Genomic DNA, 24,167 nt, shown 5'->3' on the forward strand with positions numbered 1-24,167 from the left:
GCTTGCGCATGGGACGCGAAGGCGGCCTGCGGGCTCTGGGGGCCGCGCCATGGGCAAGAGGCCGGGCGGATTGGCGCGGTGCCTTGGTGTCCTTGGTGTCTTGGTGGTTTTCTTCCGCCCGGCCGCAGAGGTGAACCACCAAGACACGAAGAACACCAAGGGAGCGTCACCCGGCCGGAGCGGAGGCACGCGGCTGTGGCGATGGGAGACGACGTGTAGGGTGGATTCGGCCCGCGCGAACGGGCCAATCCGCCACCGGTCCCGGACACGGCGACTTGCGCCTGCGGCACGAAGCCGGCCCACGGCCTCCAATACCTCAATCATTGTAGCATGCGGACCCAGCAAGATCGAGCATCTCTTCTTTTAAAATAGTCAACTTTTTTCTTACATCAACGTCGTCGGGATCCATTCTTAACGTATTAAACAAGATATGAATCTCTACGGCTTTCAGATTAACTCCGATTCTTCTGAGGGCATTCTGCACGCCAATTGCTCTGAACTCCCACAAAATGTTATAGAAGGGGTTGTCAGAGGAAGAAATTCTGTCATACAATTTGACATCTTGAGAGTTTTGAATGATTAGTTCTCTTATATCCTCTGGGAGTTCGTCAAATACTTTATCGATTTCATCAAGTACGTTTACAACGTACCCTAAGTTCTCTCTGACTGCGAAGATGTGGTGTAAGGGATCTCTATGAACGTCAACCTCCATTGCCTCGTTAACTTCTTTAAGCCACAATGAGTTTATTTTTTCGATGTCGTGATATAGCAAATTCTGTTCTTTTGATATCTGATCTAATGCCTCTTCTCTAATAGAGAAGGCGCTCTCTCCGAAATTAGATTCGTGTTCCCTCTTCATTTCCCGGAGGACTTCAGCCGAATATATATCTGTGTTGTTCGTTTTTACGTGATGTCTGTAGCAAAGGACGACAAGGTTCTTCTCCGAACGACGTTCTTCGTCGGTCATAGCTGGATTATAACGCTCCCCCTTCGGTTCGGCCGCTTCAATATGACAGATTTGGGCCACAAAATCGCCGTCATCGTCAACTAGAGGATGATTGCATCCGGGGAATGCGCACTGGTTTCCCGTTTTGGCAAATAGACTGCGAAATGTCTCTTTGGTATGCGCCAATCGAGCCATCATTTCCTCAGCGACCGTGCGTTAACTTTTTCTCCCTACCCCATAACCCCCGGCAGCCACCCTTCGTGCGCCGCGCGCAAGTCGGCCAGGGTCACCTCCGCGCCGCCCATGGTGATCGCGGTGCCGCCCGTCTCGCCGATATGCCGCGCCAACGCACCCAGCTCCGCCAGCAGCCCCGTCACCCCCTCGGCCGGCACGGTGACGGCGGGCCACGACGGGCCGCGCCGATGTCACAAACCGCGCGCGAAGTCCTCAACACTCACCCCCGCGTCCCGGATCAGGCTGCGGAGGGTGCCGCGCTTGACGGGCTGCCCCTTGTGGACGGGAACGGACAATGTGGCATCGTGGCCGGGTTTCTCAAGGATCACATGGCTCCCCCGTCGACGAGCAACACGCCAACCGGCCGCTTCGAATGCGCGGAGAACGTCGGCTCCGGACAGGACGGGAAGGCGGGTCATGCTATACCGCGATGTCCATCACCTGATCATGCGGATCAGAGGCCGTGGCGCGGTCGTTCAGAACCTCCAGGCACAGTTCGATGGCCTCGCGGATGTTCGCAAGCGCCTCGTCCACGGTCTCGCCCTGGGAATGACAGCCCGGCAGCGCCGGGCAACTGACGACAAACCCGCCGTCCTCCGGGTCGGGTCGGATCAGGACACGCAGATTCATCGGGATCTCCATATCCATCGAGAGGACACGATCAGGACAAGGCGCCTGCTCGCGTGCCGCGAGTCTAGCCTGAAGCGGTGTCGCGACGCTATGGGGTTCCCTACCCCATCACCCCCGGCAGCCACCCTTCGTGCGCCGCGCGCAGGTCGGCCAGGGTCACCTCCGCCCCGCCCATGGTGATCGCGGCGTCCGGGCCGGTGCCGCCCGTTTCGCCGATGTGGCGCGCCAGGGCGCCGAGTTCGGCCAGCAGCCCCGTCACCGCGTCGGCCGGCACGGTGACCACATACCGCCCCTGGTCCTCGCCGAACAGGGCCGCCGCCGACGGCGCGGCGAGCGTCAGCGTCGCGCCCATGTCCCCCGCCAGCGCCATTTCCGCCACCGCGACCAGCAGGCCGCCGTCCGACACATCATGACAGGCGGTCACCCTACCCGTCTGGATCAGCCCGCGCACCAGGTCACCCACACGGCGTTCGTGCTCCAGGTCCACGGGCGGCGGCGCGCCCTCTTCCCGGCCGCACACCTCGCGCAGGTACAGGCTCTGGCCCAGCCAGCCGCTCTCGCGCGTGTCCGGCCGCTCGCCGATCACCACGATGGCCTCGCCCGGCGCCTTGAACGCCACGGTGGCCATGCGGTCCAGGTCGTCGATCACGCCCACCCCGCCGATGGTCGGCGTGGGCGGGATGGCGCGGCCCTCGGTCTCGTTGTAGAGGCTGACGTTGCCCGACACGACCGGGAAGTCGAGCGCCCGGCACGCCTCGGCCAGCCCCTGGCAGGCGCCGACGAACTGGCCCATGATCAAGGGCTTTTCCGGGTTGCCGAAGTTCATGTTGTCGGTGACGGCCAGCGGCCGCGCCCCGGCGGCGGTCAGGTTGCGCCACGCCTCGGCCACCGCCTGTCGCCCGCCCATCACGGGATCGGCGCGCACATAGCGCGGGGTGCAGTCGGTGGTCATGGCCAGCCCGCGCTCGGACCCGTGGATGCGCACCACCGCCGCGTCGCCGCCCGGGCGCTGCACCGTGTCGCCCATGACCATGTGGTCGTACTGCTCCCAGATCCAGCGCCGACTGGCCACGTCCGGGGAGCCCATCAGGGCGGGCAGCGCCTCGGTCCACGGCACCTCGGGCACGTCGGCCGCCGCGACCACCGCCTGCGGCGGCGTCGGCTCCCACGGACGGTCGTACTCGGGCGCCGCCTCGGCCAGCGGGTCGATGGGCAGGTCGGCCACCGTCTCGCCGTACCACGTCAGCACCATGCGCCCGGTGTCGGTCAGGTGGCCGATGACGGCGAAGTCCAGGCCCCACTTGCGGAAGATGGCCTCGGCCACCGGCTCCTTGCCCGGTTCCAGGACCATCAACATGCGTTCCTGGCTTTCCGAGAGCATGAGTTCGTAGGGCGTCATGCCCTCTTCGCGCATGGGCACGCGGTCCAGCGTCAGTTCGACGCCCAGGCCGCCCTTGGACGCCATCTCGAACGACGACGAGGTCAGGCCGGCCGCCCCCATGTCCTGGATGGCGACGATGACGTCGGTGGCCATCAGCTCCAGGCAGGCCTCGATCAGGAGCTTTTCCGTGAACGAGTCTCCGACCTGCACCGTGGGGCGCTTTTCCTCCGAATCGGCGTTGAACTCGGCCGAGGCCATGGTCGCCCCATGGATGCCGTCGCGGCCGGTCTTGGAGCCGACGTAGACCACCGGGTTCCCCACCCCGCTGGCCTTGGAATAGAAAATGCGGTCGGCGGGGGCGATGCCCACGGTCATGGCGTTGACCAGGATGTTGCCGTTGTAGTCGGGGTGGAAGTTGACCTCGCCGCCCACGGTGGGCACGCCCACACAGTTGCCATAGCCGCCGATGCCGGCCACCACGCCCGAAATCAGGTGGCGCGTCCTGGGGTGGTCGGGGGCGCCGAAGCGCAGCGCGTTCAGGTTGGCCACCGGCCGCGCGCCCATGGTGAACACGTCGCGGAGAATCCCGCCCACACCGGTCGCCGCGCCCTGATAGGGCTCGATGAAGCTGGGGTGGTTGTGGCTTTCCATCTTGAAGACGGCGGTCAGGCCGTCGCCGATGTCGATGACGCCGGCGTTCTCGCCCGGTCCCTGGATCACCCAGGGCGCGGACGTCGGCAGCGTCTTCAGCCATTTCTTCGAGGACTTGTAGGAGCAGTGCTCCGACCACATGACCGAGAAGATGCCCAACTCGGTGATGTTCGGGTCGCGGCCGAGGATCTCCAGCACGCGCTGGTATTCCTCGGCGGTCAGGCCGTGTTCGGCGATGATCTGGGGAGTGATCTTGGGGGGGGTGATCTCGGTCATGACAGCGCCTCCAGCAGCGAGGCGAACAGGGGCCGGCCGTCGGTGCCGCCCAGGCGCGGGTCGGCCAGCCGTTCCGGGTGAGGCATCAGGCCCAGCACGGTGCGCTCCTCCGACAGAATGCCGGCGATGTGGTCCAGCGAGCCGTTGGGGTTGGCGGCGTCCGTGGTCTTGCCGCCCGGGTCGCAGTAGCGGAAGGCGATGCGGTCCTCGTCCTCCAGCATACACTGGGTCGGCAGGTCGGCGACGTAGTTGCCGTCGTGGTGGGCGATGGGGATGCGGATGACCTGCCCGGGCGCATAGTGGCCGGTGAAGATGGTGTCCGTGGTCTCGACCCGCAGGTGCACGTCCTTGCAGACGAAGCGCAGGTCGCGGTTGCGGATCAGGGCGCCCGGCAGCAGCCCGGCCTCGCACAGCACCTGGAAGCCGTTGCAGATGCCCAGCACGGCCACGCCGCGTTCGGCGGCCTTGCGCACCCCGGTCATGGCGGCGGCGTGGGCGGCCATGGCGCCGCAGCGCAGATAGTCACCGTAGGAGAACCCGCCGGGGACGACGATCAGGTCCAGGTCGGCGGGCAGGTCGGGGTCACCGTGCCAGTGCATGACGGGCGGGCGGCCGGTGGTCTGCTCCAGGCTGACGGCCACGTCGCGGTCGCAGTTGGAGCCGGGAAAGACGATGACGGCGGACTTCACGGGCGGGGCTCTCGATGGGTCGGGGGAAACGGAATGGCGCCGGGTATAGCGCGGATCGGCCCGCCTGTCGCCCCCCTGGGACGGCTGGCACGCGCGGGAAGAACAGGGCCGCGTGAGCATGTCTCTGTGGATAACGCCGCATGAGATCTTGCTCATGGCAGCATTGATCCGATATCTTGCTACATAGAGATGTTACAGCGCCTTCAGGGGAGGTTCCCATGACCGGCGAAACGGCGGCGGCCGTCACCGCATCACCGGGCGACGGCGTCCTGGTCGGGAAAGCCGTCCTGCGGGCCGCCCGCCTTCTTGGCCTCAACAACGTGATCCTCGCCAACGTTCTGGGGATCTCCCAGTCCCAGGTGTCCCGGCTCGATCGGGGCAAGGCGGCGCTGGACGGCAAGCCCCTGGAAATCGCGCTGCTGCTAATCCGGGTGTTTCGCAGCCTGTCCGGAATCGTGGGACCGGACGACGACGCCGCGAAGTCCTGGATGCGCGCCGACAACACCGCGCTCCGGGGCCGCCCCTGCGATCTCATCCAGCGCATCGACGGCCTTGTCAGCGTGATGACCTATCTGGACAGCCATCGTGCGCGCCTTTGATCCGGTGCCGGTCTCCGGCGACGCCTGGCGACTGGTCGAGGACCAGTGGTCGGCGGCAACCGTCCGCATCACCGACAGCTTGGACGAACAGGCGCGCCTGGAACAGCTTCTGGATCAGACGAAGCCGCCCCTGCCGCCCGCGTGCGATGGGTACCACTACCTGATCGCAACCCCGTTCCGGTATCGCCCTTATCCCAAGGGGTCCCGGTTTCGGCGGGCGCTTCAAGAGGACGGCGTCTTCTACGGAAGCGATCGGGTGCAAACCGCCCTGGGCGAGTTCTGCTTCTACAGGCTTCTGTTCTTCCTGGATGCGCCCCAGGCCAAACGGCCCGAAACGCCCCAACAGGCCACGGCCTTCAAGGTCCGTTTCAGGGCCTCGCGCGCCATCGACCTGACCACGGCGCCCCTCTCGGCAGAGGCGGATCTGTGGTCGCATCCAACGGACTATGGGGCGTGCCAGGATTTGGCCGACGACGCACGGGCGGCCGGGGTGGATGCGCTTCGCTATCGCTCGGTGCGATGTCCCGACGGTGGCATCAATAGCGCCATCCTGGAGATCCGGGCGATTGTTGACCGGCAGCCCCAAGTGCAACAGACATGGCACGTCCTGGTCAGAGAGACCACGGTGCAGGCGTGGTGCGAGTTTCCGCGCCTGCGGAAAGAATTCAGCATCGCGGACTGGGCAACCACGGACGACAGGGTTCCCGATCCCGAATCGCGGTGATGGCCCGATGTCCGCTTCGGTTGGTCCTGTTCCACCGCTGGGGTCACCGCGCCTCGATCTGTCGCGTCGCCAGAACCGCTCCGTTGGCGACGTCCACATACCGCAGTTCGTAGCTGCCCGGCGTGCCCGGCAGGGTCAGGGCCACGCCGTCGCCTTCGTCGGTCTTCACCCCGGTGGCCGCCAGCCACTGGAACGGTCCCTGGTCCGGCGCCGCCACGGCGATGCGGTCGCGCTCACCGCCCGGTCCCGTCCAGCGGACGCGGATGGTCTCGCCGGGAGCGGCCGTATCCGGCGCGTTCAGGGACGCCGCGACGGATATGACCGCGACATCGGCGCTGCCCAAGATGGCACCCGTCTCGCCCAGCCGATAGCGCACGGCGTAGGACCCGGCGTCATCGGGCGCGGTGAATCGCGCGCTGTCGTCCCGGTCGGCGCGGGCCGCCTCCAGGGGTGCGGCGTCCGGCGGCGCCTCGGCGGGCACCAGTTCGACGCGGTCATCGCGCCGGCCCGGACCGTCCCAGGACACGTCCAGGGCGGCCCCGGCAACGACCTCGCCCGGCGCCGTCACGGTGGCCGACAGCGGCACGATTTCCAGGGGCGCGCGGGCGAGCACACGCCGGCCTTCGTTCAGGACGTAGCGGACTTCATACAGCCCGGGTTCGCCCGGGGCCTGAACCTGGTCCTTTTGGTCCCGGCTGCTGGCGCGCTTGTAGCTGCCGACCTCATCGTCGGGCGTGCCCATCGGCACGATGGTGACATAGTCGCGGACGCCCACCGTGGGATCCCAGGACACCGGCACGCGCGATCCGGCCGGCGCTGTCTCGGGCGCGGTCAGGGTCACGGTGGCGTTGGTCAGTTCGAGGGGCGCGCGGGCGAGCACACGCCGGCCTTCGTTCAGGACGTAGCGGATTTCATACAGCCCCGGTTCGCCCGGGGCCTGAATCTGGTCCTTTTGGTCCCGGCTGCTGGCGCGTTTGTAGCTGCCGACCTCATCGTCGGGCGTGCCCATCGGCACGATGGTGACATAGTCGCGGACGTCCACTGTGGGATCCCAGGACACCGGCACGCGCGATCCGGCCGGCGCCGTCTCGGGCGCGGTCAGGGTGACGGCGGCGTTGGTCAGTTCGAGGGGCGCCCGGGCGAGCACACGCCGGCCTTCGTTGAGGACGTAGCGGATTTCATACAGCCCGGGGTCGCTCGGGGCCTGAACCTGGTCTTTTTGGTCTCGGCTGCTGGCGCGTTTGTAGCTGCCGATTTCGTCGTCGGGGGTGCCCCTCGGCACGATGGTGACATAGTCGCGGGGCGTGACGGTCGGGTCCCACGACACCGCGACGCGCGATCCGGCCGGGGCGGTGGCCGGCGCCGTCAAGGTGACCTCCGGCGCCGGTGTCTCGGGCTCTGGTTGGGGGGCGGGTTCGGGCTCCGATTCTGGCGCGGCTGTGACCTCGAACAACGCCTCCTGGAGCGAGCCGGCGTCGTCGGCCGTGCGGAACGTGCCCCCGGTGTTCTCCGCCAGACAGCGCAGTTGTGCCTGGTCCTCCGGCGCGTCGACGTCGAATCCGATGACATGGGCGGTGAAGTCGATACCGGCGGCCTCCAGGGCCTCGGCCACGGCGCAGGGGTCGCGGTCGCAGGTCTCGCGGCCATCGGAAATCAGCACGACCGTGGCCGCGTTCTCCTCGTATCGCAGGGCCTCGGCGGCGCGCCGGACGGCGTCGGAGAGAGGGGTCTTGCCCTTCGGGTTGAGGCCCTCGACGGCGGCACGGATGGCGTCGCGGTTGCCCGTGCCGGCGGGCACCAGCTCCTCGATGTCGGCGCAATCCCCTTTCCGGTTATGCCCGTAGGCCCACAGGCCGAGCGTCTGGTCCGCCGGCAAGGTGCCCAGCAACTCGCCCACCACCTCGCGCGCGATGGTGATCTTGTGACCGCCCGCGATCTGCTGCCACATCGACCCGGAGGCGTCCAGGACGAGCACGGTGCGCGGCGGTTCGGGGGCTTGCGCGCGCGCCGGATCAGCCGTCGTCACCGCGACCAGAAAGGCGGTGAACCCCAGGACGAGACCGGCCGCCAGGGCGACGCGACCGAGGTGGATGGGCACGGTCATCGAACACCCTCCGCACACTGATGGCAGTGAAATGATAGTCACGTGCAATCGTGCGGGACCGAGGCGCCGGGTGTCAAGCCACGGGCGGGGCGCCGATCAGGCGTCCACCTCGATCCGGTAGGTCTCGATGACGGTATTCGCCAGCAGTTGGCGGCACATGTCGTCCACGCGCGCTCGCGCCGTCTCGGCGTCGGTGTCGTCCAGGTCCAGGTCGATCACCTTGCCCTGGCGGGCCTCCTTCACGCCATCGAACCCCAGCGACTGGAGCGCATTGGCGATGGCCTTGCCCTGCGGGTCGAGCACACCGGGCTTCAGGGTGACATGAACGCGCGCCTTCACGGACGGACTCCTCAAGGTCTTTGGTTGTTCGGCTGCCCCGGCCTGAATGGCTACTGCAACACCGCCGGTCCCTGGATGTCGCGCGGGCCGCCCTCGGGCAGGATGCCGAGCCGGCGGGCGACCTCCTGATAGGCCTCCTCGACGCCGCCCATGTCGCGGCGGAAGCGGTCCTTGTCCAGCCGCTCGTTGGTCTTGACGTCCCACAGGCGGCAGTTGTCGGGGCTGATCTCGTCGGCCAGCACCAGGTGCATCTCGTCGGTCTGGTCGTCGTAGACGCGGCCGAACTCCAGCTTGAAGTCCACCAGCTTCAGGCCGATGCCCAGGAACAGGCCCGACAGGTAGTCGTTGACCCGCAGCGACAGGCTCATCATCTCGTCCAGGTCCTGGATGCTGGCCCAGCCGAAGGCGGTGATGTGCTCCTCGGTGACCATCGGGTCGTTCAGGTCGTCGCTCTTGTAGTAGTACTCGACGATGGAGCGCGGCAGCACGGTGCCTTCCTGGATACCGAAGCGCTTGGACAGCGAGCCGGCGGCGACGTTACGGACCACCACCTCGATGGGAATGATCTCCACCTCGCGCACCAACTGCTCGCGCATGTTCAGGCGGCGGATGAAGTGGGTCGGCACGCCGATGTCGCCCAGGCGCTGCATCAGGAATTCGCTGATGCGGTTGTTCAGCACCCCCTTGCCGGTGATGGTGCCCTTTTTCTGATTGTTGAAGGCGGTGGCGTCGTCCTTGAAATACTGCACAAGGGTGCCGGGTTCGGGTCCTTCGAACAGGACCTTGGCCTTGCCTTCATAGATCTGTCTGCGTCGGGCCATCAGTGTCGTCTTGTGGGAGTGGCGGAGGGAAAAGACTCGCACACCCGTCACCGGTGGGCGACGGGCGTGATCGGCGCACCATAGCGCGGGCGGCGCGCGGGTGAAAGGTGGTTGTTGAGGATCAGGCCGGACCCCTGGGGTCAGCCCGTGGCCGCCTGGGGTTCGGCGCTGCCCTCGGGCGCGGGCGAGGCGTCGTCCGCGCCTGTGTCTCGCGCGGCGGGCGCGGCCTTCTTCTTTTTCCGGGCCTTGGATCCGGCCACCTCGTCCGGCGCCGGGGTGGTTCCCGCGTCTGGTTCGGGCGGCACGCCCTGGGCACCAAACGCCGGGCCGTGATAGTCCGTCACCCCCTGGGCCAGGGCGAAGCAGGCCAGGCGCACCGCCTTGGGGATCTCGAGGGAGTCCCCGTCCCGCTCGCCCTTTTCGTAGTACTGCACGACCCGGCGCTTCAGGCCCAGCGCCTCGGCCGCCTCCTTTTGCGACATGCGCATGACGCCCTTGCGCCAGTGCTTGAAGTCCTTCGGCGTCACGCCGCCTCCCCCGCTTGCATACAATCCCCTGTCGGCTAGACGTATGACAGATTTGTGACCAAATCAAGCTGTTTTGGGTGCCCACTGTCAACACCCCGGGCGGCCTACCGTGCCACCAAGATCAAGGTCAACGGCAGCGAACGGCGTCCGATCCGGGGGTCCCGGCGCGAACCGCAGGATCGGCGCGGGGCCGTCCACGGCCGGGGCCGGCAGGGCGATCTGGGCGGCGTTGACGGTGGCGAATCCACTGTCCAGTTCAAAGCACATCCCGGCGTTGGGTGCCGGCGCGTCGGGATCGGCGCCCAGGCCCTGCATCGCCGTCCAGGCGTCCCAGCTCTCCGGGTCCGGGGGATCGGGCACCGGCGCCGCCCGAACGCGCGGCAGGTTGGCGCGGATGCGTGGGTCGGTCTCGTCGTTGGCGTCGGCGGCGGAGATCATCCACAGGCCGTCATCCAAGGCCCTGGCCTCCACGGGCCTGGGTCCGGCATGGCGCAGCCACAGGGTATCGCGGTTGTCGGCGAGGACCATGTTGAACGGCCGGTAGGCGTCGGGGTTCAGGTCGGCCAGCGCCTCGGCGGCCGCCACGGCGTCGGCGTGGTCCAGCGCCTCCAGCACCAGTTCGCCTCGGCTGCGCTTGCCGGCCTGCGGACCGAGAGTGCCAGGCCGGTTCAGAATGACCGCCACCACGCCGTGGTCGTTCAGCCCCAGCCAGGAGCCGCCGGCCAGGTCGTCGCGCCCGGCCACCACCTCCGGCCGGTCGGGCCAGTGGCGTCCGGGGCCGGTCCACGGTCGGTCGCGCATCTCGTCGCGATTCCCGGCCAGGATCAGCGGCCAGGGATGTCCGGACCGGCGCAACACGATCACGGTACACATGGGATGCTGGTCTCCTTTTGGCCCGTGGCACGTCGGAGTCCAATGTAGTCGCTCCGGCGCGTATCCACAAAACACTTGGCGAAAAAGGGGGTAGGCCGGGGCCGCGCGGCGACGGTATAACGGGCGCGCACAGCGGGGAGGGCTGCGGTCCGGACGAGTGAGAGGGGACAAGGATGAGTGATCCGTTCCGCGAGCGCGAAAAGGCGTTCGAGGCGAAATACGAACACGACGAGGCCCTGCGGTTCCGCATCACGACGCGCCGCAACAAGCTGCTGGGGCTGTGGGCGGCCGGGGAACTCGGCCTGACCGGCGCCGAGGCCGAGGCTTACGCGCACAGCCTGATCGAATACGACCTGACCCACGCCGGCAGCACCGATCTGCTGGACAAGGTGCGCACCGATCTGACGGCCCGGGGCATCGAGATCTCGCACCACCGCCTGGACCTGCGGGCGGCCAAGCTGCTGCACGAGGCCGAGGCGCAGATCAACGCCGAACTGGTCGGCTCTGCGCCGCGCTGAGCCGGCCGGCCGGTATCAACACACAGGTCTGCCGGGATGATGCGGCGACGGGACGGGTTTGGCCTGCGGTGCTCGACTCCCTCGAAAGCCTGCGCAAACCGATTGATAGGGTGTTCAGACAGATCCGCTTAAACTTTTAGATGATAATGGCCGGAACCACGGCGGCATGTGATCGTGTCGAAGGTTCGATTGCGCACCCTGATGTCTGGTGCCGAACCTCGGACGTCAACGCTGCTCTGCCCCGCCTTCCGCCCAATACAATTTAAGGGTCGCGGACTGTGCCTTCCGGCTTCGCCATTTTGACTGCGACGCTTCCGACCTTGCTCCCCCGGGCCGGTTCCCGTTCAATGCGGCGGAGCCGGTCCTCTCCTCTCTCGCGTTCGGTCCGCCCGCCGCCATGCTGGTTTCGCTGTCCATCCGCGATGTCGTGCTCATCGCGCGCCTTGACCTGTCGTTCGGCGACGGGCTCGGTGTGCTGACCGGCGAGACCGGGGCGGGCAAGTCGATCCTGCTGGACAGCCTGGGGCTGACCCTGGGGGCGCGGGCCGATAGCGGTCTGGTGCGGGCCGGGGCCGAGCGGTTGTCGGTGACGGCGGCGTTCGATATTGGCCGCGACCATCCGGCCCACGCCATCCTCGCCGAGCAGGACATGGCGGAGACCGAGGACCAGCTTGTGCTGCGCCGCGCGGTGAACGCCGACGGCCGCAGCCGCGCCTGGGTCAATGACCAGCCGTGCAGCGTCGGCCTGCTGCGCCGGCTGGGCGAGACGCTGGTCGAGGTGCACGGCCAGTTCGACACGCACGGCCTGCTCGATCCTGGGACTCACCGGGCGGTGCTGGACGCGCACGGGGCGCTGGGATCGCATCTGATCGCCTGCCGCGCCGCCTGGGACGCGTGGCGGGCGGCGGCGCGGGCGCACGCGGCGGCGCTGCGCGATCTGGAGCAGGCCCGCGCGCACGAGGACCACCTGCGGGTCATGCTGGCCGACCTGGAAGCGCTGAACCCGAAGCCCGAGGAAGAGGCCGCCCTGGCCGAGAAGCGCACCCGCCTGATGAACGGCGAGAAGCTGGCCGAGGGCCTGAACGGCGCGCTGTCGGCGCTCAGCCAACCGACCGACGTCGAGGCCGCCTTGCGGTCCGCCCAGCGGCACCTGGAGCGGTTGGGCGATGCCGCCGGCCCGGCGCTCGGCCCGATCGCCGAGGGCCTGGAACGCGCCGCCATCGAGGTCGCCGAGGCCCGCGCCGCGCTCGACCACGCCGCCGCCGACGTGGATCTCGATCCGCGCCATCTTGATCAGGTCGAGGAGCGCCTGTTCGCCCTGCGCGGGTTGGCGCGCAAACACGGCGTGGCGGTGGACGACCTGTGCGACCTGACCGCGCGCACGCGGGCCAGCCTGGACGCCCTGGAGGACGAGGGCGGCGCCGTGGCCGGCCTGGCCAAGGCCGAACAGACGGCGCGCGAGGCCTACCTGACGGCCGCGCGGGCGCTGTCGGCGGCCCGGACCAGCGCGGCGACGACGCTCGACACGGCGGTGAACGGAGAACTGCCACCGCTGAAGCTGGACAAGGCCCGCTTCGCCACCCGGGTGGAGCCGATGGACGAACGCGACTGGGGACCGGAGGGCCTGGACCGCGTCGCCTTTCAGGTGGCCACCAATCCCGGCACGGCCCCCGGAGCGATCCACAAGATCGCCTCGGGCGGCGAACTGGCCCGCTTCATGCTGGCGTTGAAGGTGGTGCTGGCCCGCGCCTCGACCATCCCGACGCTGGTGTTCGACGAGGTCGACACCGGCATCGGCGGCGCCACCGCCGCCGCCGTGGGCGAGCGGCTGGCGCGGCTGGCGCGGGACGTCCAGGTGCTGGTGGTGACGCACTCGCCGCAGGTGGCGGCGACCGGCCACCATCACTGGCGGGTGGAGAAGGCGGCCGGGGACGACGCGCCGGTGACGCGCGTGGTTCGCCTGGCGGACGAGGAGCGACGCGAGGAAATCGCCCGCATGTTGGCCGGGGCGACCGTCACCGCCGAAGCCCGCGCCGCCGCCGAGACCCTGCTGCAGCACGCCGGCACGGCGCAACTGGACCTGGACCTGGCGACCGGCTCCCAAGCACCCTGATTCGCATCGCCCGACACAAGGATTGGTCATCCCGACGCCTCCGAAGGAGGCGAGGGATCTGGTTGAGAAGAGCGACCACCTTGCGGATGTCGTCAAAGGAGCGATGGTATCATCCCAAGCGTCGGACGGCATAGACATACACGCTTGTCGTGGCGCCCAACCGATCGTCTGCCGGTATGTCGCAGGACAGCCGTCCATTGGCGCGACCTGTCGTGCACCCGCCTATGCCACCGGCCTCGCCGTATCAAGCACCATCACCCCCGGGCCGGCGGTCCAGACCAGGGCGCAGGTGATCGCCCGGTCCGGGTAGATCTGGTCCAGGACCCCCCGATACAGCGCCATCTGGCGCACGTAGGTGTCGGGGATCGCAGTCGGATCGGCCGGCACCGGCCGGCTGGTCTTGAAATCCACCACGACGACCCGGTCGTCCGTCACCAGCAGCCGGTCCACTTGGCCCGACACCACGGAGTCGCCGATCACGCCGACGATCGGCACCTCGGCCCGCGCGCCGGGGCCGAACACGGGCGCCAGGTCCGGATGGTTCAGGACCGCCAGCACCTCATCGGCCAGCGTCTCGACCGTGGCCGCATCCAATTCATGAACCGGCCGCGCCAGCCACGCCCGCGCCGCCTCGGCCCGGCGCTCCGGCGCCAGGCCGGGCAGGTGTTGCAGCAGGCGGTGCACCAGAATGCCGCGCTGGAACCGCGCGCGCTCCGCCCGGGCCACCGGCGAGACCGGCGGCGGGTCAGCCCGGACATGGGACGGCGCCAGCGGCCGCGAGGGGCGCGGCTCGGCGGGCGCCGGCCGGGTCAGCCAGTCCGGGGCCTCGGTGTCCGCCGGTGCGGCGTCCATCGCGCTGTCGTCCGGCCGGGGCGGGCGCGTCTGGTCCGAGCGGTGGCGCAGCACCGTGGCGGACTCCGCCGCCATGCCGCAGGCGAGCAGGTCCGCGTCGTCCTCCGCCACCGCGAAACCCTGCAGGCCCCGCGCGACGAGCGCGTGCCAACAGCCGTCGGGCGCGGCCTTGCGCGTGTTCCAGCCGCACACGATGAGCCGGTCCTCGGCCCGGGTCATGGCGACATAGAGCAGGCGGCGGTATTCCCGGTCCTGGGCGGCGCGGCGGGCGTCCTCCAGCGCCTGGGTGACGGGCTCGCGGTCGGCGGCGCGCGGCGGCCACAGCAGCAGGGCGTCGTCGCCGTCGCCGTCGAAATAGACGTGGGTATCGCCGGCCGGCGGCGTGCCGCGCGTGTCGGGCAGAATGACCACCGGCGCCTGCAAGCCCTTGGAGCCGTGCACGGTCATCACCCGCACCGCTTGGCCGCCGTGCTCCAGGTCGCGCTTGACCTCGGTCTCGGCCACGGACAACGCGCGCAGGAATCCGCCCAGCGAGGGCGGCTGATCGCGGTCGTGGGCCAACGCCAGGGCCATGAACTCGTCGAGGGGGTCGTCGGCCTCCGGCCCCAGCCGCGCCACCAGGTTGCGGCGTCCGTCCAGCGTGTCCAGCACGCGGGCGAACAGTTCGTGCGGCGGGATCAGGTCGGCCACCGCCATCAGGTCGTGCATGTGTTTCCAGGCGGCGCCAAAGGCATCATCGGCACCCGCGCGCGCCTCCAGCCGGTGCCACAGCCGTTCGCCCGGCGCGCGGCCGTGGGCCAGCTCGAACAGTTGTTCTTCTGACAACCCGATCAGCGGCCCTTTCAACACCGTGGCCAACGTCAAATCATCCTCCGGCAGCAGCATCGCCTGCCCCAGGGCCATCAGGTCCATCACCGCCAACTGGTCGGTCAGCACCATGCGGTCGGCCCCGGCCACCGGCACGCCGAGCCCCTTCAGCGCCCGCGACAGGTCGTTGACGAACGGCGTGCGGCGGCGCACCAGCACCATGATATCGCCGGCCCGGATGGGGCGGTCGCGCGCCTCCAGCCGTTCGCCGCCGATCATGCGGTGGATGCGCTGCGCCAGCACGCGGGCGAGGCGCGTCGGCGCGCTTTCCACCCGCAGGCGCTCGACCGGCGGTTTCCAGGGGTCGGGCGCGGGCGCCTCGGGCGGGTCGATGGGGGGCCACACCTCAACGTGGCCCGCCTGTCCCACACGCGCCGGGATGTGGGTGATGTCCTCGGCCCCCACCGCCACGCCGTCGCGGGCGTCGGCCTGAACGAACACCTGGTTGACCGCCTCCAGCACGGCCGCCGTCGAGCGGAACGAGACATGCAGGCCCACATCCTCGAACCGCGCGCCGGTGGCCCGCACGCGGTCGGCGACGCGCCCGCGCATGGCCTCGAACCCGGCCGGGTCGGCGCCCTGGAAGCTGTAGATGGACTGCTTGCGGTCGCCCACGGCGAACACGGTGCGGGTGGGCGGCACGGTGTCGCCGCGCGGCCCCTCGCGGCCCAGGCCGGCGTGGAACTCCTCGGTCAGCATCCGCGCCACCGCCCACTGGTCCGGGCTGGTGTCCTGCGCCTCGTCGATCAGCAGGTGGTCGATGCCGCCGTCCAGCTTGTAGAGAACCCAGGCGGCGCCGTCCGAGCGTTCCAGCAGGGCGCGGGTGTGGTGGATCAGGTCGTCGAAGTCGAGCAGCGCGCGGGCGTCCTTCTGCTCGGACAGGGCCTTCAGATAGGCATCGGCCACCGTCAGCAAGGCGCCGCTGGCCTCGGCCACGGCGGCGGCGCGGCGGTGCTCCGCGAGACGCAGGAGACGGTTCTGTTCCGTGACCATGATTTCGATGATGTCGGGGTGACTGTCGCGAACGGCCTTTGTGGACGCCAAGCCCTTTTCTGAACGCGGGTTGCCATCCTTGTCGAGAAACAGGGCTTGGTGCCCGTCCAGCAACCTGGGCCGTTGTTCCGCAGACTCTGAAAGGAAGGCCAACAGGCCAGGCAGGCGCTCCTTCTCTTTCTTCCCACCTTTTTCGGCCAGAACTTGCGCGACGTTGAGAAGCCCCGCGTGGTCGAATGCGCCGTCGGCGCAGGCGCCGCAGGTCAAAGCCTCGGGCGTCTCGCCCTCGGTCACGCCCAGACGCGCCCAGGTGGCCGTGCGCACGGCGTTCAGGCCCCCGCGCGCGGCGAACATCCGCCGCAGGCGCGGCCCGGCGCGTTTCATCGCCGCCATCAGCTTGGGGAAGCGGTCCTCGGAGACGCACGCGCTCACCGTCTCCAGCGCCGCCGCCAGCGGATCGACGGCCGGGTCTCCCAACCGCGCCGTTTCCAGCACCGTGCGCAGGGCGGTCTCGCTCGCTTCGGCGGTCTGCCGCTCGTCCATCACCCGGAAGCCGGGGGACAGGCCCGCCTCCAGCGGAAACCGGCGCAGCACCGACTGGCAGAAGGCGTGAATGGTCTGGATGCGCAGGCCCCCCGGCGTGTCCAGCACGCGGGCGAACAGGCGCCGCGCGCCGGCCATGCGGTCGGGATCGGGGCGGGCGCCGGACAGGTCCGCCAATGCCCGCGCCAGCGTGGGATCGTCGCACACCGCCCACTCGGCCAGCCGGCGGGCGACGCGGTTGGCCATCTCCGCCGCCGCCGCCTTGGTGAAGGTCAGGCACAGCAGGCGCTCCGGCGCCGTGCCGTCCAGCAACAGGTTCAGCACGCGGTCGGTCAGCACCTTGGTCTTGCCGGACCCGGCGCTGGCCGCCACCCAGGCCGAGGCGGCCGGGTCGGCCGCGCGGCGCTGCTCGCGCCCGGCCAGGGCGACGGGGTCGAGCGGGGCGGGATTGGGGCCGGTCATGGCACTGTCTCCGCGCCCAGTGCCCCGTCATTGCGAGCCCGCGTCGTTAGACGCGGGCGAAGCAATCCAGAGCAGAAAACATCAATACTCGCCCTGGATGGCTTCGTCGCTTCGCTCCTCGCAATGACGGCTTTTTTTGCGGGACGGGAGTGAAACTCCACGCCGTCACATCTCGCAAGGGGATGCGCAACGTCCATCACGCCCCCTCCTCGTCGCCGGCGGTGGACCACTCCAGGACACGGGCCAGGTGTTCGTAATCCGAATACTTCGGCGCCTTGTCCGGCACCGGCCGGGCGGGATAGGGCGTCTCCGGCAGGGCGTACAGATTGACCAGGGCCACCAGCCCGGCCAGGGCCTCGGCGGCCAGCGTCGGCGGGTCGTCGGCCACGGCGCGGATCTCGCCGCCCTGGTCGCGCGATCCGCTCAGGCGCCAGTACTCCAGCCCGGCTACCGGCCCGGCGGGCACGTCGGCGAAGGCCCCGGCGGCCAGCATGGCGGCTTCCAGCGGCAACTGGGGCGCATAACCGGCCGCGACTTCCTTTTTCGCCGGCGGCTGGCCGGTCTTGTGATCGACCACCACCAGGGACCCGTCGCGATACGCCTCCACCCGGTCGGCGCGCGCGGTCAAGGTGAACGGCCGCGCCACGCCGGCCAGCGCCATCTCGCCCTTCACTTCGACGTGGACGCGGCGCAGCGTCGCCGCCCGCGCGCGTTCCTGGGCCGCCACCCACACAGCGGTGCGTTGGAAGCGCGGCCACCAGAAGGCATTCACCGCCGCGTCGGCCATGCCCTCGGCGAACACGTCGCGGCCGATGTCCAGCAAGGCCCGCTCGACATCGGCGGGCAGGGTCTCGGGATGGGCGAGGCGGAGGCGTTCCAACGCGGCGTGCACCAACTCGCCGTAGTCCTTGGCGCCGAGCGGCCGGTCGAGCGGCTCCAGCGCCTCCAGCCCCAGCACATACTGGGCATAGATGGCGTAGGGATCGCGCCGCCAGGTCTCGATGCGGGTGACGGACAGCCTGTCAGGGCGAGCCTCCACCGGCGGCGTGGGGGCCGGCGGCGGTGCGGGATCCACCGTCTCCACCGCGCGCAGGCGCGCCGCCCAGCCCAGCCAGGGGGTGCGCGCGGCCGCCGCCCAGGCGTCCGCCAGCCCCACCGCCGCCGTCGCAGCGTCCAGCCGCAGCAGCCAGCGCGAGGGCACGGTCGGCGTGCCCTCGACCCGCTCCGCCCGGGTCAGCACGACGCGCGGCGCGCCCATCGCCTGGGCGAAGTCGTGCGCCGACAGGCCGACGCGCTGTTCCGGCGGCGGCAGGCCGAAATCCGCCTGCATGGGCCGGCTCATCCACGGATCGGCCTCGACGGCGGGCGGCCAGGTGCCCTCGTTCAGTCCACCCAGGATCATCAGATCGGCGTGCCAGGCGCGCGCCTCCAGCGGCCCGAGGATGGACAGGCGCGGGTGCCCGCCCTGGGGCGGACGGACGGCGCGGCCGGCCATCAGGGCGTCAAGCAGGCCCGGATAGTGGCGCGGCTGGATGTCCGGCAGGCCGTCGGCGGCCTCGGCCAGTTCGGCGGCGAAGAGGGCGGCGGCCTCGCCGGCGGTTTCGGCCCACAGGCGCAAGGGGCCGGGCGTGGTCCGCGTTTCGGCCAAGGCCTCGGCGGCTTGCATGTGGGTCTCGACCAGGGCGCGCGGCGGCAGCGGTGGCCCACTCATCATTGTCAGGAGCGGCCCCAACCGCTCTTCCAGGCGGTCCAGAAGGCGCATCAGGCGGCCGTCGACCGGCACACCGCGTGCGCGGGCCACCCGGCGTAACCCGTCGAGCCCGCCGGGCGGGCGCGGGCCGCGCAGGACCCGGCGCTCCAGGTCGCGCACGCTGGCGCGGAAGCGGCCCACGTCCAGGCCGCCGCCGGCCAGCGGGTGGCGCAGCAGGTCGAGCAGCGGTCCCGGTGCCAGGTCCTCGGCCGCCGCCACGGCGAGCAGGCGCAGGAACGAACCGGGCGCGGTCACGGCCAACGGCCGGCCGGCGGAATCGTCCACGGTCAGGCGCCAGCGTTCCAGCAGCGCCGCCACCCGCCGCGCCAGATCGCGGTCCGGGGTGACCAGGGCGGCGGTGCGGCCGGGCGTCTCCAGGGTCTCGCGCATCATCAGGGCGATGGCCTCGGCCTCCTCGCGCGGGCCGGGGGCGGTCACCCGTTCGACGCCGGCCAGCGCCGACGGCGGCAGGGCCGGGGCCGCGCGCCACGCGTCGGTGGTCGCGGCTGGCCGCAGGGCCTCGGCGGTCAGGCGGAGGCGGGCGGCGTTTGCTGACGGCGCGCCGGCGAGAGGCGACGGCCAGTCGGGTACGTCGCGGCGGTCCATCCCCAGCCTGGCCAGCAACTCGCGCAGGCCGTACTGGGGATGGGTCGGGTCCAGCGCCGACCAGCTTTCGTCGTCCAGATCGCGGTCGAGGCCGGGCAGGATGACAGCGCCGTTGGGCAGCCCGGCCACCACCGCCAACAGGTCGGCCGTCGCCGGGATCGACCCGGTGGAGCCGGCGGCGATCACCGGGCCGGGGGGCGGCGTCGTCCGCCAGTCTTCGGCCTGGGCGGTCATCAGCCGGTCGCGCCGCGCCGCCGGGTCGAGCGCGCCCTCGGCCTCCAGCACGGTGGGCCAGACCTCGAACAGCACCCGCAGGAAATCCACCGTGATGCCCCAGTGTTCGGCGTAGCGCTCCGGCACCAGGGCAGCCAGCCGATCGAACGACAGCCGTTGCGTCTGCACGCGGTCGAGCAGGCTCGCCAGCTCCCGCGCCAAGCGGGCGGCCATCTCGGGTGTGGGCGGGCGGTCGCCCGGCCCGAGCGGCCGCGCCTGGATCAGCCGCGCCAGCAGCAGCCGGCGGCGCAGGTCGCGAATGGCGGGCGGCAGGTCGGCCAGATCGTCGCCCAGGACGGCGGGCGCGGCCAGCAACAGGTCGTCCTCGTCGACATCGCCCAGGGCCATCATGCGCGGCAGCATCAGCGCCCGGCCGGCGCCGCGACGCAGGAACGCCTCGCGCAGGGTACGGCAGGCGCGCCGCGTCGGCAGCAGCACCGTGACGTCCGCCAGCGCCAGCGGATCACCGCCGTGGCGGTCCAGCAGGCCGGCGGCCAGCACGTCCACGAACGGGCGCGTGGGGGCGATGGTGAAAACGCGGGGCGTGGCGGGCCTCCGTTACTGCTCGCTGCTGGGGCCGGGCTCGCCCAGCCTTTCCTCGGCCAGGGCAAGCGCGGTGGGTGTTCCCACATGATACCACTCGCCATCGTGGGGCACAGCGAAGATGCGCTCCTCGTCGATGGCACGGTTGAACAGGCGGTTGAACGAGAACGGGCCATCCGGCGTGTCCTCGAACAGGGCCGCTGTGGTCATCAGCACGCCGGCGTAGACGAATGGGGCGATCTCGTGCTGGCGGCGGCGGCGCGGACGGCCCCAGGAATCGACGAAGAAGTCGCCGGGGCCTTCATATCCGTTGGCGCTGGCCAGACGCAGCACCAGCAGCAACAGGTCCATGCGCGCCGGGTCCCAGGCCCCGGCCAGCCGGGTCAGCGCCGGAATGGCGCCGTCCAGCCACAACACGTCGCCGTTGGCCACGAAAAAGGGATCGGCGCCCAGCAACGGCAGCGCCTTGCGGACGCCGCCGCCGGTGTCCAACAGGGCGTCGGTCTCGTCCGAAAAGGCGATGCGCGGCGCCGTGCGGTCGGCCAGGTGCGTGCGGACCTTGTCGCCCAGATGGTGGATGTTGACGACGCAGGTCTCGACGCCGACGGTGGCCATGCGGTCCAGCGTCCAGTCGATGACCGGCCGGCCGCGCACCGGGACCAGCGGTTTCGGCGTGTGGTTGGTGAGGGGCCTCATGCGCGTGCCCAGGCCGGCCGCCAGGATCATGGCCCGGCGGGGCACGGCGACGTCGCCCACCGGCGGGATGGTGACGGTCTGATGCGGGCGCTGGGTCATGGCGGACGGGTCCTCCGCTCAGGGGGAATGTAGCGGTCGATCCAGGCGCGGACGCCGGCCAGCGCGGGGTGGTCTAGCGCCGCTTCGAACAGCCGCCAGACGCGCGGGATGTGATCCAGGTACAGCGGCTTGCCGTCGCGGCGCGACAGGCGGGTGAAGATGCCGATGACCTTGGCGTGGCGTTGCGCCGCCAGCACGGCCCAACTGGCGGCGAAGGCCTCTGGGTCGAGCCCCGGCACGGCCGAGAGATAGCGCGCCCGCATGGTCGCGACCAGATCGGGGTTCATGTCGCGCCGAGCATCCTCCAGCAGGGAGACGACATCGTAAGTCAGCGGGCCGACCACGGCGTCCTGGAAATCCAGCAGGCCGCAGCCCGCCAAGCCCGGGCGGCCGGGCACGTGCAGCAGGTTGTCGACGTGGAAGTCGCGCAGGACCAGGGTGTCCGGCACCGCTCGCGCCGGCGGGAACACGGCGCGCCACTGGGCCTCGTAGTCGGCCAGCGCGGCGTCGTCGGGCGCCTCGCCCAGCACCGCCGGCATGAACCAGTCGGTCAGCAGGCGGGCCTCCTGAAGCAGCAGGGCGTCGTCATAGGGCGGGGCCAGCCCGGGGGGTGCCGCCATATCGGCGGGGCGACGGTGCAGGTCGGCCAGCAGGTCCACGGCCAGCGTGTACAGCGCCGCCTCGTCCGCGCCGGCGGCCAGGCGGCGGGTGTAGGTCTCGTCGCCCAGGTCCTCCAGTAGCAGGAAGCCGTGCGCCGGGTCCTCGGCCAGCACCTCGGGGGCCGAATAGCCCAAGCCCGAAAGGTGACGGGCGACGCGGACAAAGGGGCGGATGTCCTCGTGCTCGGGGGGGGCGTCCATCAGCACTACGGATCGCGTGCCGCGCCACAGTCGGTGGTACGTGCGGAACGAGGCGTCGCCGGCCAGGAAGGTCACGCGCGCGTCGCCCCAGCCGGCAAGGCTGACGAAGGCGTCGCGGGCGGCGTCGCGGTCGCGGATCATGCGCTCATGCCCCGACATGGCGGGCCACCTCGGGCAGGCGCCCGGCCCAGGCTCCGGCCGGCGTCAGGGTGACGCGGCGCGCCGTCGCGCCGGCGATGGCCAGGGTGACGTCCAGGCGGTCGCGCGGCAGCAACGGCCCCAGCCGGTCCGGCCACTCGATCAGCGTGGCCCCGGTCGCCAGCGCGTCGTCGAAGTCCAGTTCCAGCACGTCGTCGGGCCGCTCCAGGCGGTACAGGTCGTAGTGAGCGATCGGCAGGCCGTCGGCGCCGTCGTAGACCTGGAGAAGGGTGAAAGTGGGGCTTGGCACCTCGGCGTCGGCCTCGCCCGTGCGGGCGCGGATCAGCGCCCGGGCCAGCGCCGTCTTGCCGGCGCCCAGGTCGCCGCGCAGGGCCAGAACGTCGCCGACGCGCAACAGCCCGGCCAGCGCCGCGCCCAGGCGGGCGGTGGCGGCCTCGTCGGGCAGGTCGAGCATCACGTCGGTCATGTCGGGTCCTGGGGCGTGTCGGGTCATGGGGACGGTTGTAACGGCCCACCTCCGGCCTCGCAACGGAGGCCGGGGTTGCGGTGGCCGGTGCGCCCCGGTATGTCAGGCTGCCCCGCCGCCAGGAACCGGAGACCCGTGCCATGTCCGACGCCCCCATCCACCGCACCGACGCCATCGTCATCGGCGCCGGCCCGGTCGGGTTGTTCTCCGTGTTCCAGTTGGGCATGGCGCGCCTGCGCTGTCACGTAGTCGATGTGCTCGACGTGCCCGGGGGGCAGTGCGCGGCGCTGTATCCGGAAAAGCCGATCTATGACATTCCCGCCTGCCCGGAGATGCTGGCCGGCGCGTTGGTCGAGCGCCTGGTGGAGCAGGCCAGGCCGTTCGCGCCCCGGTTCCATCTGGGACAACGCGCGGAGTCGCTGCGGCGGACCGAGGATGACGCGGCGTGGCGCCTGACCACCAGCGCCGGCACCGTGCTGGAAGCGCCGGCCGTGATCATCGCCGCCGGGGCGGGGGCGTTCGGGCCGAACCGGCCGCCGCTGGAGGGCATCGAGGGCTACGAGGGCACCAGCATCTTCTACATGGTGGCCCGGCGCGAGGCGTTTCGCGGCCAGCGCGTGGTCATCGCCGGGGGTGGCGATTCGGCGGTCGACTGGGCGCTGTCGCTGGCCGACGTGGCGGCCCAGGTGATGGTCGTGCATCGTCGCGCCAAGTTCCGCGCCGCGCCCGAAAGCGTGGCCCGCCTGCACGCCCTGGCCGAGGCGGGCCGGATCGATCTGGTCACACCGTACCAACTGCACGCGTTGGAGGGGGACGGCCAGCGACTCGAGGCCGTGATCGTCGCCGACCTGGACGGGGCGATGCGCCGCCTGGAGGCCGATACCCTCCTGCCGTTCTTTGGCCTGGCCAATGACCTGGGGCCGATCGCCGGGTGGGGCCTGGAACTGCACCGGCACCAGATTCCCGTGGATCCATCCACGTGTGCAACGAACCTGCCGGGTGTGTACGCCGTGGGCGACGTGGCGACGTATCCCGGCAAGCTGAAACTGATCCTGACAGGGTTCTCGGAAGCGGCGATGGCGGCCCACGCCGCATATCAGAGCGTGTATCCTGGTGAGGCGCTGCATTTTGAACATTCCACGACAACCGGTGTTCCCCGGTTGACCGAAGCAGCGTCTTGATGATCGTTTTCTGGCGCGGTTCCAGGGGCTTGCGCGTTGTTTCGAAGGTAGTACATAAAGGAATATTGAAGAAAATTTCCGTTGGACCCGGCAGGGCTGGGCCGTATAGTAAAGGCACCGCTGCGGCGCGGGCGGTGCCGGTGCAAGAAATCGCCAAAATGGGCATCCCGCGTTCTCTGGCCGTAGACGGCTGGCGGATGTGACCCGCGTCACAGATTTACGTCAGTTTTCATGCTTACTTGTTTGGGGCGCTGCTATTACCCAGACAAAAGCGTCGTGTGTCTTGTATTTCGAGGCCGACTTATTCACTTGGCACCGGCGCATCCAACATGTTGTGCTTGTTCGGTTTGAGTGCCCTAGATTGGGTTTTGTCGGAGCCCCGTGACGGAAGT

21 protein-coding genes are annotated in these 24,167 nt (G+C 69.9%); 5 read left to right on the top strand and 16 right to left on the bottom strand.

All coding sequences use genetic code 11. The annotated features are described in order from the left end of the window. Nucleotides 1-316: 316 nt before the first annotated feature. The 6 genes from Q0309_RS09880 to purQ all read right to left on the bottom strand — a co-directional run bounded on the left by Q0309_RS09880 (nucleotide 317) and on the right by purQ (nucleotide 4,807). A complete protein-coding gene (locus Q0309_RS09880) occupies nucleotides 317-1,132 on the bottom strand; it encodes a hypothetical protein (protein WP_299440081.1) in 816 nt (271 codons plus the stop codon). Between the two features lie 44 nt (nucleotides 1,133-1,176). Continuing rightward, nucleotides 1,177-1,338, bottom strand: a complete 162-nt coding sequence (locus Q0309_RS09885) for a hypothetical protein (protein ID WP_299440083.1) — start codon at nucleotides 1,336-1,338, stop codon at nucleotides 1,177-1,179. 33 nt (nucleotides 1,339-1,371) lie between these two features. After that, nucleotides 1,372-1,599, bottom strand: a complete 228-nt coding sequence (locus Q0309_RS18625) for a type II toxin-antitoxin system HicA family toxin (protein ID WP_366940587.1) — start codon at nucleotides 1,597-1,599, stop codon at nucleotides 1,372-1,374. A gap of 1 nt (nucleotide 1,600) precedes the next feature. After that, on the bottom strand, nucleotides 1,601-1,810 hold the full coding sequence (locus tag Q0309_RS09890) for a type II toxin-antitoxin system HicB family antitoxin (protein ID WP_299440085.1): 210 nt from the start codon (nucleotides 1,808-1,810) through the stop codon (nucleotides 1,601-1,603). Nucleotides 1,811-1,910: 100 nt separating this feature from the next. After that, nucleotides 1,911-4,118 carry a phosphoribosylformylglycinamidine synthase subunit PurL gene (gene purL / locus Q0309_RS09895; RefSeq protein WP_299440087.1) on the bottom strand — a complete coding sequence of 736 codons (2,208 nt, stop codon included), beginning with the start codon at nucleotides 4,116-4,118 and terminating at the stop codon, nucleotides 1,911-1,913. After that, nucleotides 4,115-4,807 carry a phosphoribosylformylglycinamidine synthase subunit PurQ gene (purQ, locus tag Q0309_RS09900; RefSeq protein WP_299440089.1) on the bottom strand — a complete coding sequence of 231 codons (693 nt, stop codon included), beginning with the start codon at nucleotides 4,805-4,807 and terminating at the stop codon, nucleotides 4,115-4,117. Before purQ ends, purL begins: the two co-directional genes overlap by 4 nt. A gap of 218 nt (nucleotides 4,808-5,025) precedes the next feature. Here purQ and Q0309_RS09905 point away from each other — a divergent pair, with 218 nt between their 5' ends. Continuing rightward, the gene (locus tag Q0309_RS09905) at nucleotides 5,026-5,406 is read left to right on the top strand and encodes an antitoxin Xre/MbcA/ParS toxin-binding domain-containing protein (protein ID WP_299440091.1); all 381 of its coding nucleotides are present in this window, start codon (nucleotides 5,026-5,028) and stop codon (nucleotides 5,404-5,406) included. Beyond that, the gene (locus tag Q0309_RS09910; RefSeq protein WP_299440093.1) at nucleotides 5,393-6,130 is read left to right on the top strand and encodes an RES family NAD+ phosphorylase; all 738 of its coding nucleotides are present in this window, start codon (nucleotides 5,393-5,395) and stop codon (nucleotides 6,128-6,130) included. The genes Q0309_RS09905 and Q0309_RS09910 overlap by 14 nt, the downstream gene beginning before the upstream one ends. A gap of 43 nt (nucleotides 6,131-6,173) precedes the next feature. Here Q0309_RS09910 and Q0309_RS09915 read toward each other — a convergent pair whose 3' ends face one another. The 5 genes from Q0309_RS09915 to Q0309_RS09935 all read right to left on the bottom strand — a co-directional run bounded on the left by Q0309_RS09915 (nucleotide 6,174) and on the right by Q0309_RS09935 (nucleotide 10,794). Next, nucleotides 6,174-8,234, bottom strand: a complete 2,061-nt coding sequence (locus Q0309_RS09915; RefSeq protein WP_299440095.1) for a VWA domain-containing protein — start codon at nucleotides 8,232-8,234, stop codon at nucleotides 6,174-6,176. 96 nt (nucleotides 8,235-8,330) lie between these two features. Next, on the bottom strand, nucleotides 8,331-8,573 hold the full coding sequence (gene purS / locus Q0309_RS09920) for a phosphoribosylformylglycinamidine synthase subunit PurS (protein ID WP_299440097.1): 243 nt from the start codon (nucleotides 8,571-8,573) through the stop codon (nucleotides 8,331-8,333). A 50-nt stretch (nucleotides 8,574-8,623) separates the two neighbouring features. Further along, nucleotides 8,624-9,394 (bottom strand): phosphoribosylaminoimidazolesuccinocarboxamide synthase, encoded by a 771-nt coding sequence (gene purC, locus Q0309_RS09925; RefSeq protein ID WP_299440099.1) that lies wholly within the window; start codon nucleotides 9,392-9,394, stop codon nucleotides 8,624-8,626. A gap of 140 nt (nucleotides 9,395-9,534) precedes the next feature. Then, entirely contained in the window at nucleotides 9,535-9,921 is a 387-nt protein-coding gene (locus tag Q0309_RS09930; protein ID WP_299440101.1) for a helix-turn-helix transcriptional regulator, read from the bottom strand. A gap of 87 nt (nucleotides 9,922-10,008) precedes the next feature. Next, nucleotides 10,009-10,794: an NRDE family protein gene (locus Q0309_RS09935; RefSeq protein ID WP_299440103.1), complete on the bottom strand. Its 786-nt coding sequence runs from the start codon at nucleotides 10,792-10,794 to the stop codon at nucleotides 10,009-10,011. A 173-nt stretch (nucleotides 10,795-10,967) separates the two neighbouring features. Here Q0309_RS09935 and Q0309_RS09940 point away from each other — a divergent pair, with 173 nt between their 5' ends. Both Q0309_RS09940 and recN read left to right on the top strand, forming a co-directional pair. Next, a complete protein-coding gene (locus Q0309_RS09940; protein ID WP_299440105.1) occupies nucleotides 10,968-11,312 on the top strand; it encodes a DUF1476 domain-containing protein in 345 nt (114 codons plus the stop codon). Between the two features lie 397 nt (nucleotides 11,313-11,709). Further along, on the top strand, nucleotides 11,710-13,425 hold the full coding sequence (recN, locus tag Q0309_RS09945; protein ID WP_299440107.1) for a DNA repair protein RecN: 1,716 nt from the start codon (nucleotides 11,710-11,712) through the stop codon (nucleotides 13,423-13,425). Nucleotides 13,426-13,647: 222 nt separating this feature from the next. Here the strand turns inward: recN and addA are convergent, their stop codons facing one another. From addA to tsaE, 5 genes are all read right to left on the bottom strand, one after another. Then, nucleotides 13,648-17,142: a double-strand break repair helicase AddA gene (gene addA, locus Q0309_RS09950; protein WP_299440109.1), complete on the bottom strand. Its 3,495-nt coding sequence runs from the start codon at nucleotides 17,140-17,142 to the stop codon at nucleotides 13,648-13,650. A 196-nt stretch (nucleotides 17,143-17,338) separates the two neighbouring features. After that, nucleotides 17,339-20,299, bottom strand: a complete 2,961-nt coding sequence (addB, locus tag Q0309_RS09955) for a double-strand break repair protein AddB (RefSeq protein ID WP_299440143.1) — start codon at nucleotides 20,297-20,299, stop codon at nucleotides 17,339-17,341. A gap of 30 nt (nucleotides 20,300-20,329) precedes the next feature. Further along, nucleotides 20,330-21,109 carry a nucleotidyltransferase family protein gene (locus Q0309_RS09960; RefSeq protein ID WP_299440111.1) on the bottom strand — a complete coding sequence of 260 codons (780 nt, stop codon included), beginning with the start codon at nucleotides 21,107-21,109 and terminating at the stop codon, nucleotides 20,330-20,332. Then, nucleotides 21,106-22,128 (bottom strand): phosphotransferase, encoded by a 1,023-nt coding sequence (locus Q0309_RS09965; RefSeq protein ID WP_299440113.1) that lies wholly within the window; start codon nucleotides 22,126-22,128, stop codon nucleotides 21,106-21,108. The genes Q0309_RS09960 and Q0309_RS09965 overlap by 4 nt, the downstream gene beginning before the upstream one ends. Then, nucleotides 22,115-22,594 carry a tRNA (adenosine(37)-N6)-threonylcarbamoyltransferase complex ATPase subunit type 1 TsaE gene (gene tsaE / locus Q0309_RS09970; RefSeq protein ID WP_299440115.1) on the bottom strand — a complete coding sequence of 160 codons (480 nt, stop codon included), beginning with the start codon at nucleotides 22,592-22,594 and terminating at the stop codon, nucleotides 22,115-22,117. The genes Q0309_RS09965 and tsaE overlap by 14 nt, the downstream gene beginning before the upstream one ends. Before the next feature lie 140 nt (nucleotides 22,595-22,734). Here tsaE and Q0309_RS09975 point away from each other — a divergent pair, with 140 nt between their 5' ends. After that, a complete protein-coding gene (locus Q0309_RS09975; RefSeq protein WP_299440117.1) occupies nucleotides 22,735-23,775 on the top strand; it encodes an NAD(P)/FAD-dependent oxidoreductase in 1,041 nt (346 codons plus the stop codon). The last annotated feature ends 392 nt before the right edge of the window (nucleotides 23,776-24,167 follow it).

This window comes from uncultured Rhodospira sp. (genome assembly GCF_937138205.1).
GTDB lineage: Bacteria > Pseudomonadota > Alphaproteobacteria > Rhodospirillales > Rhodospirillaceae > Rhodospira.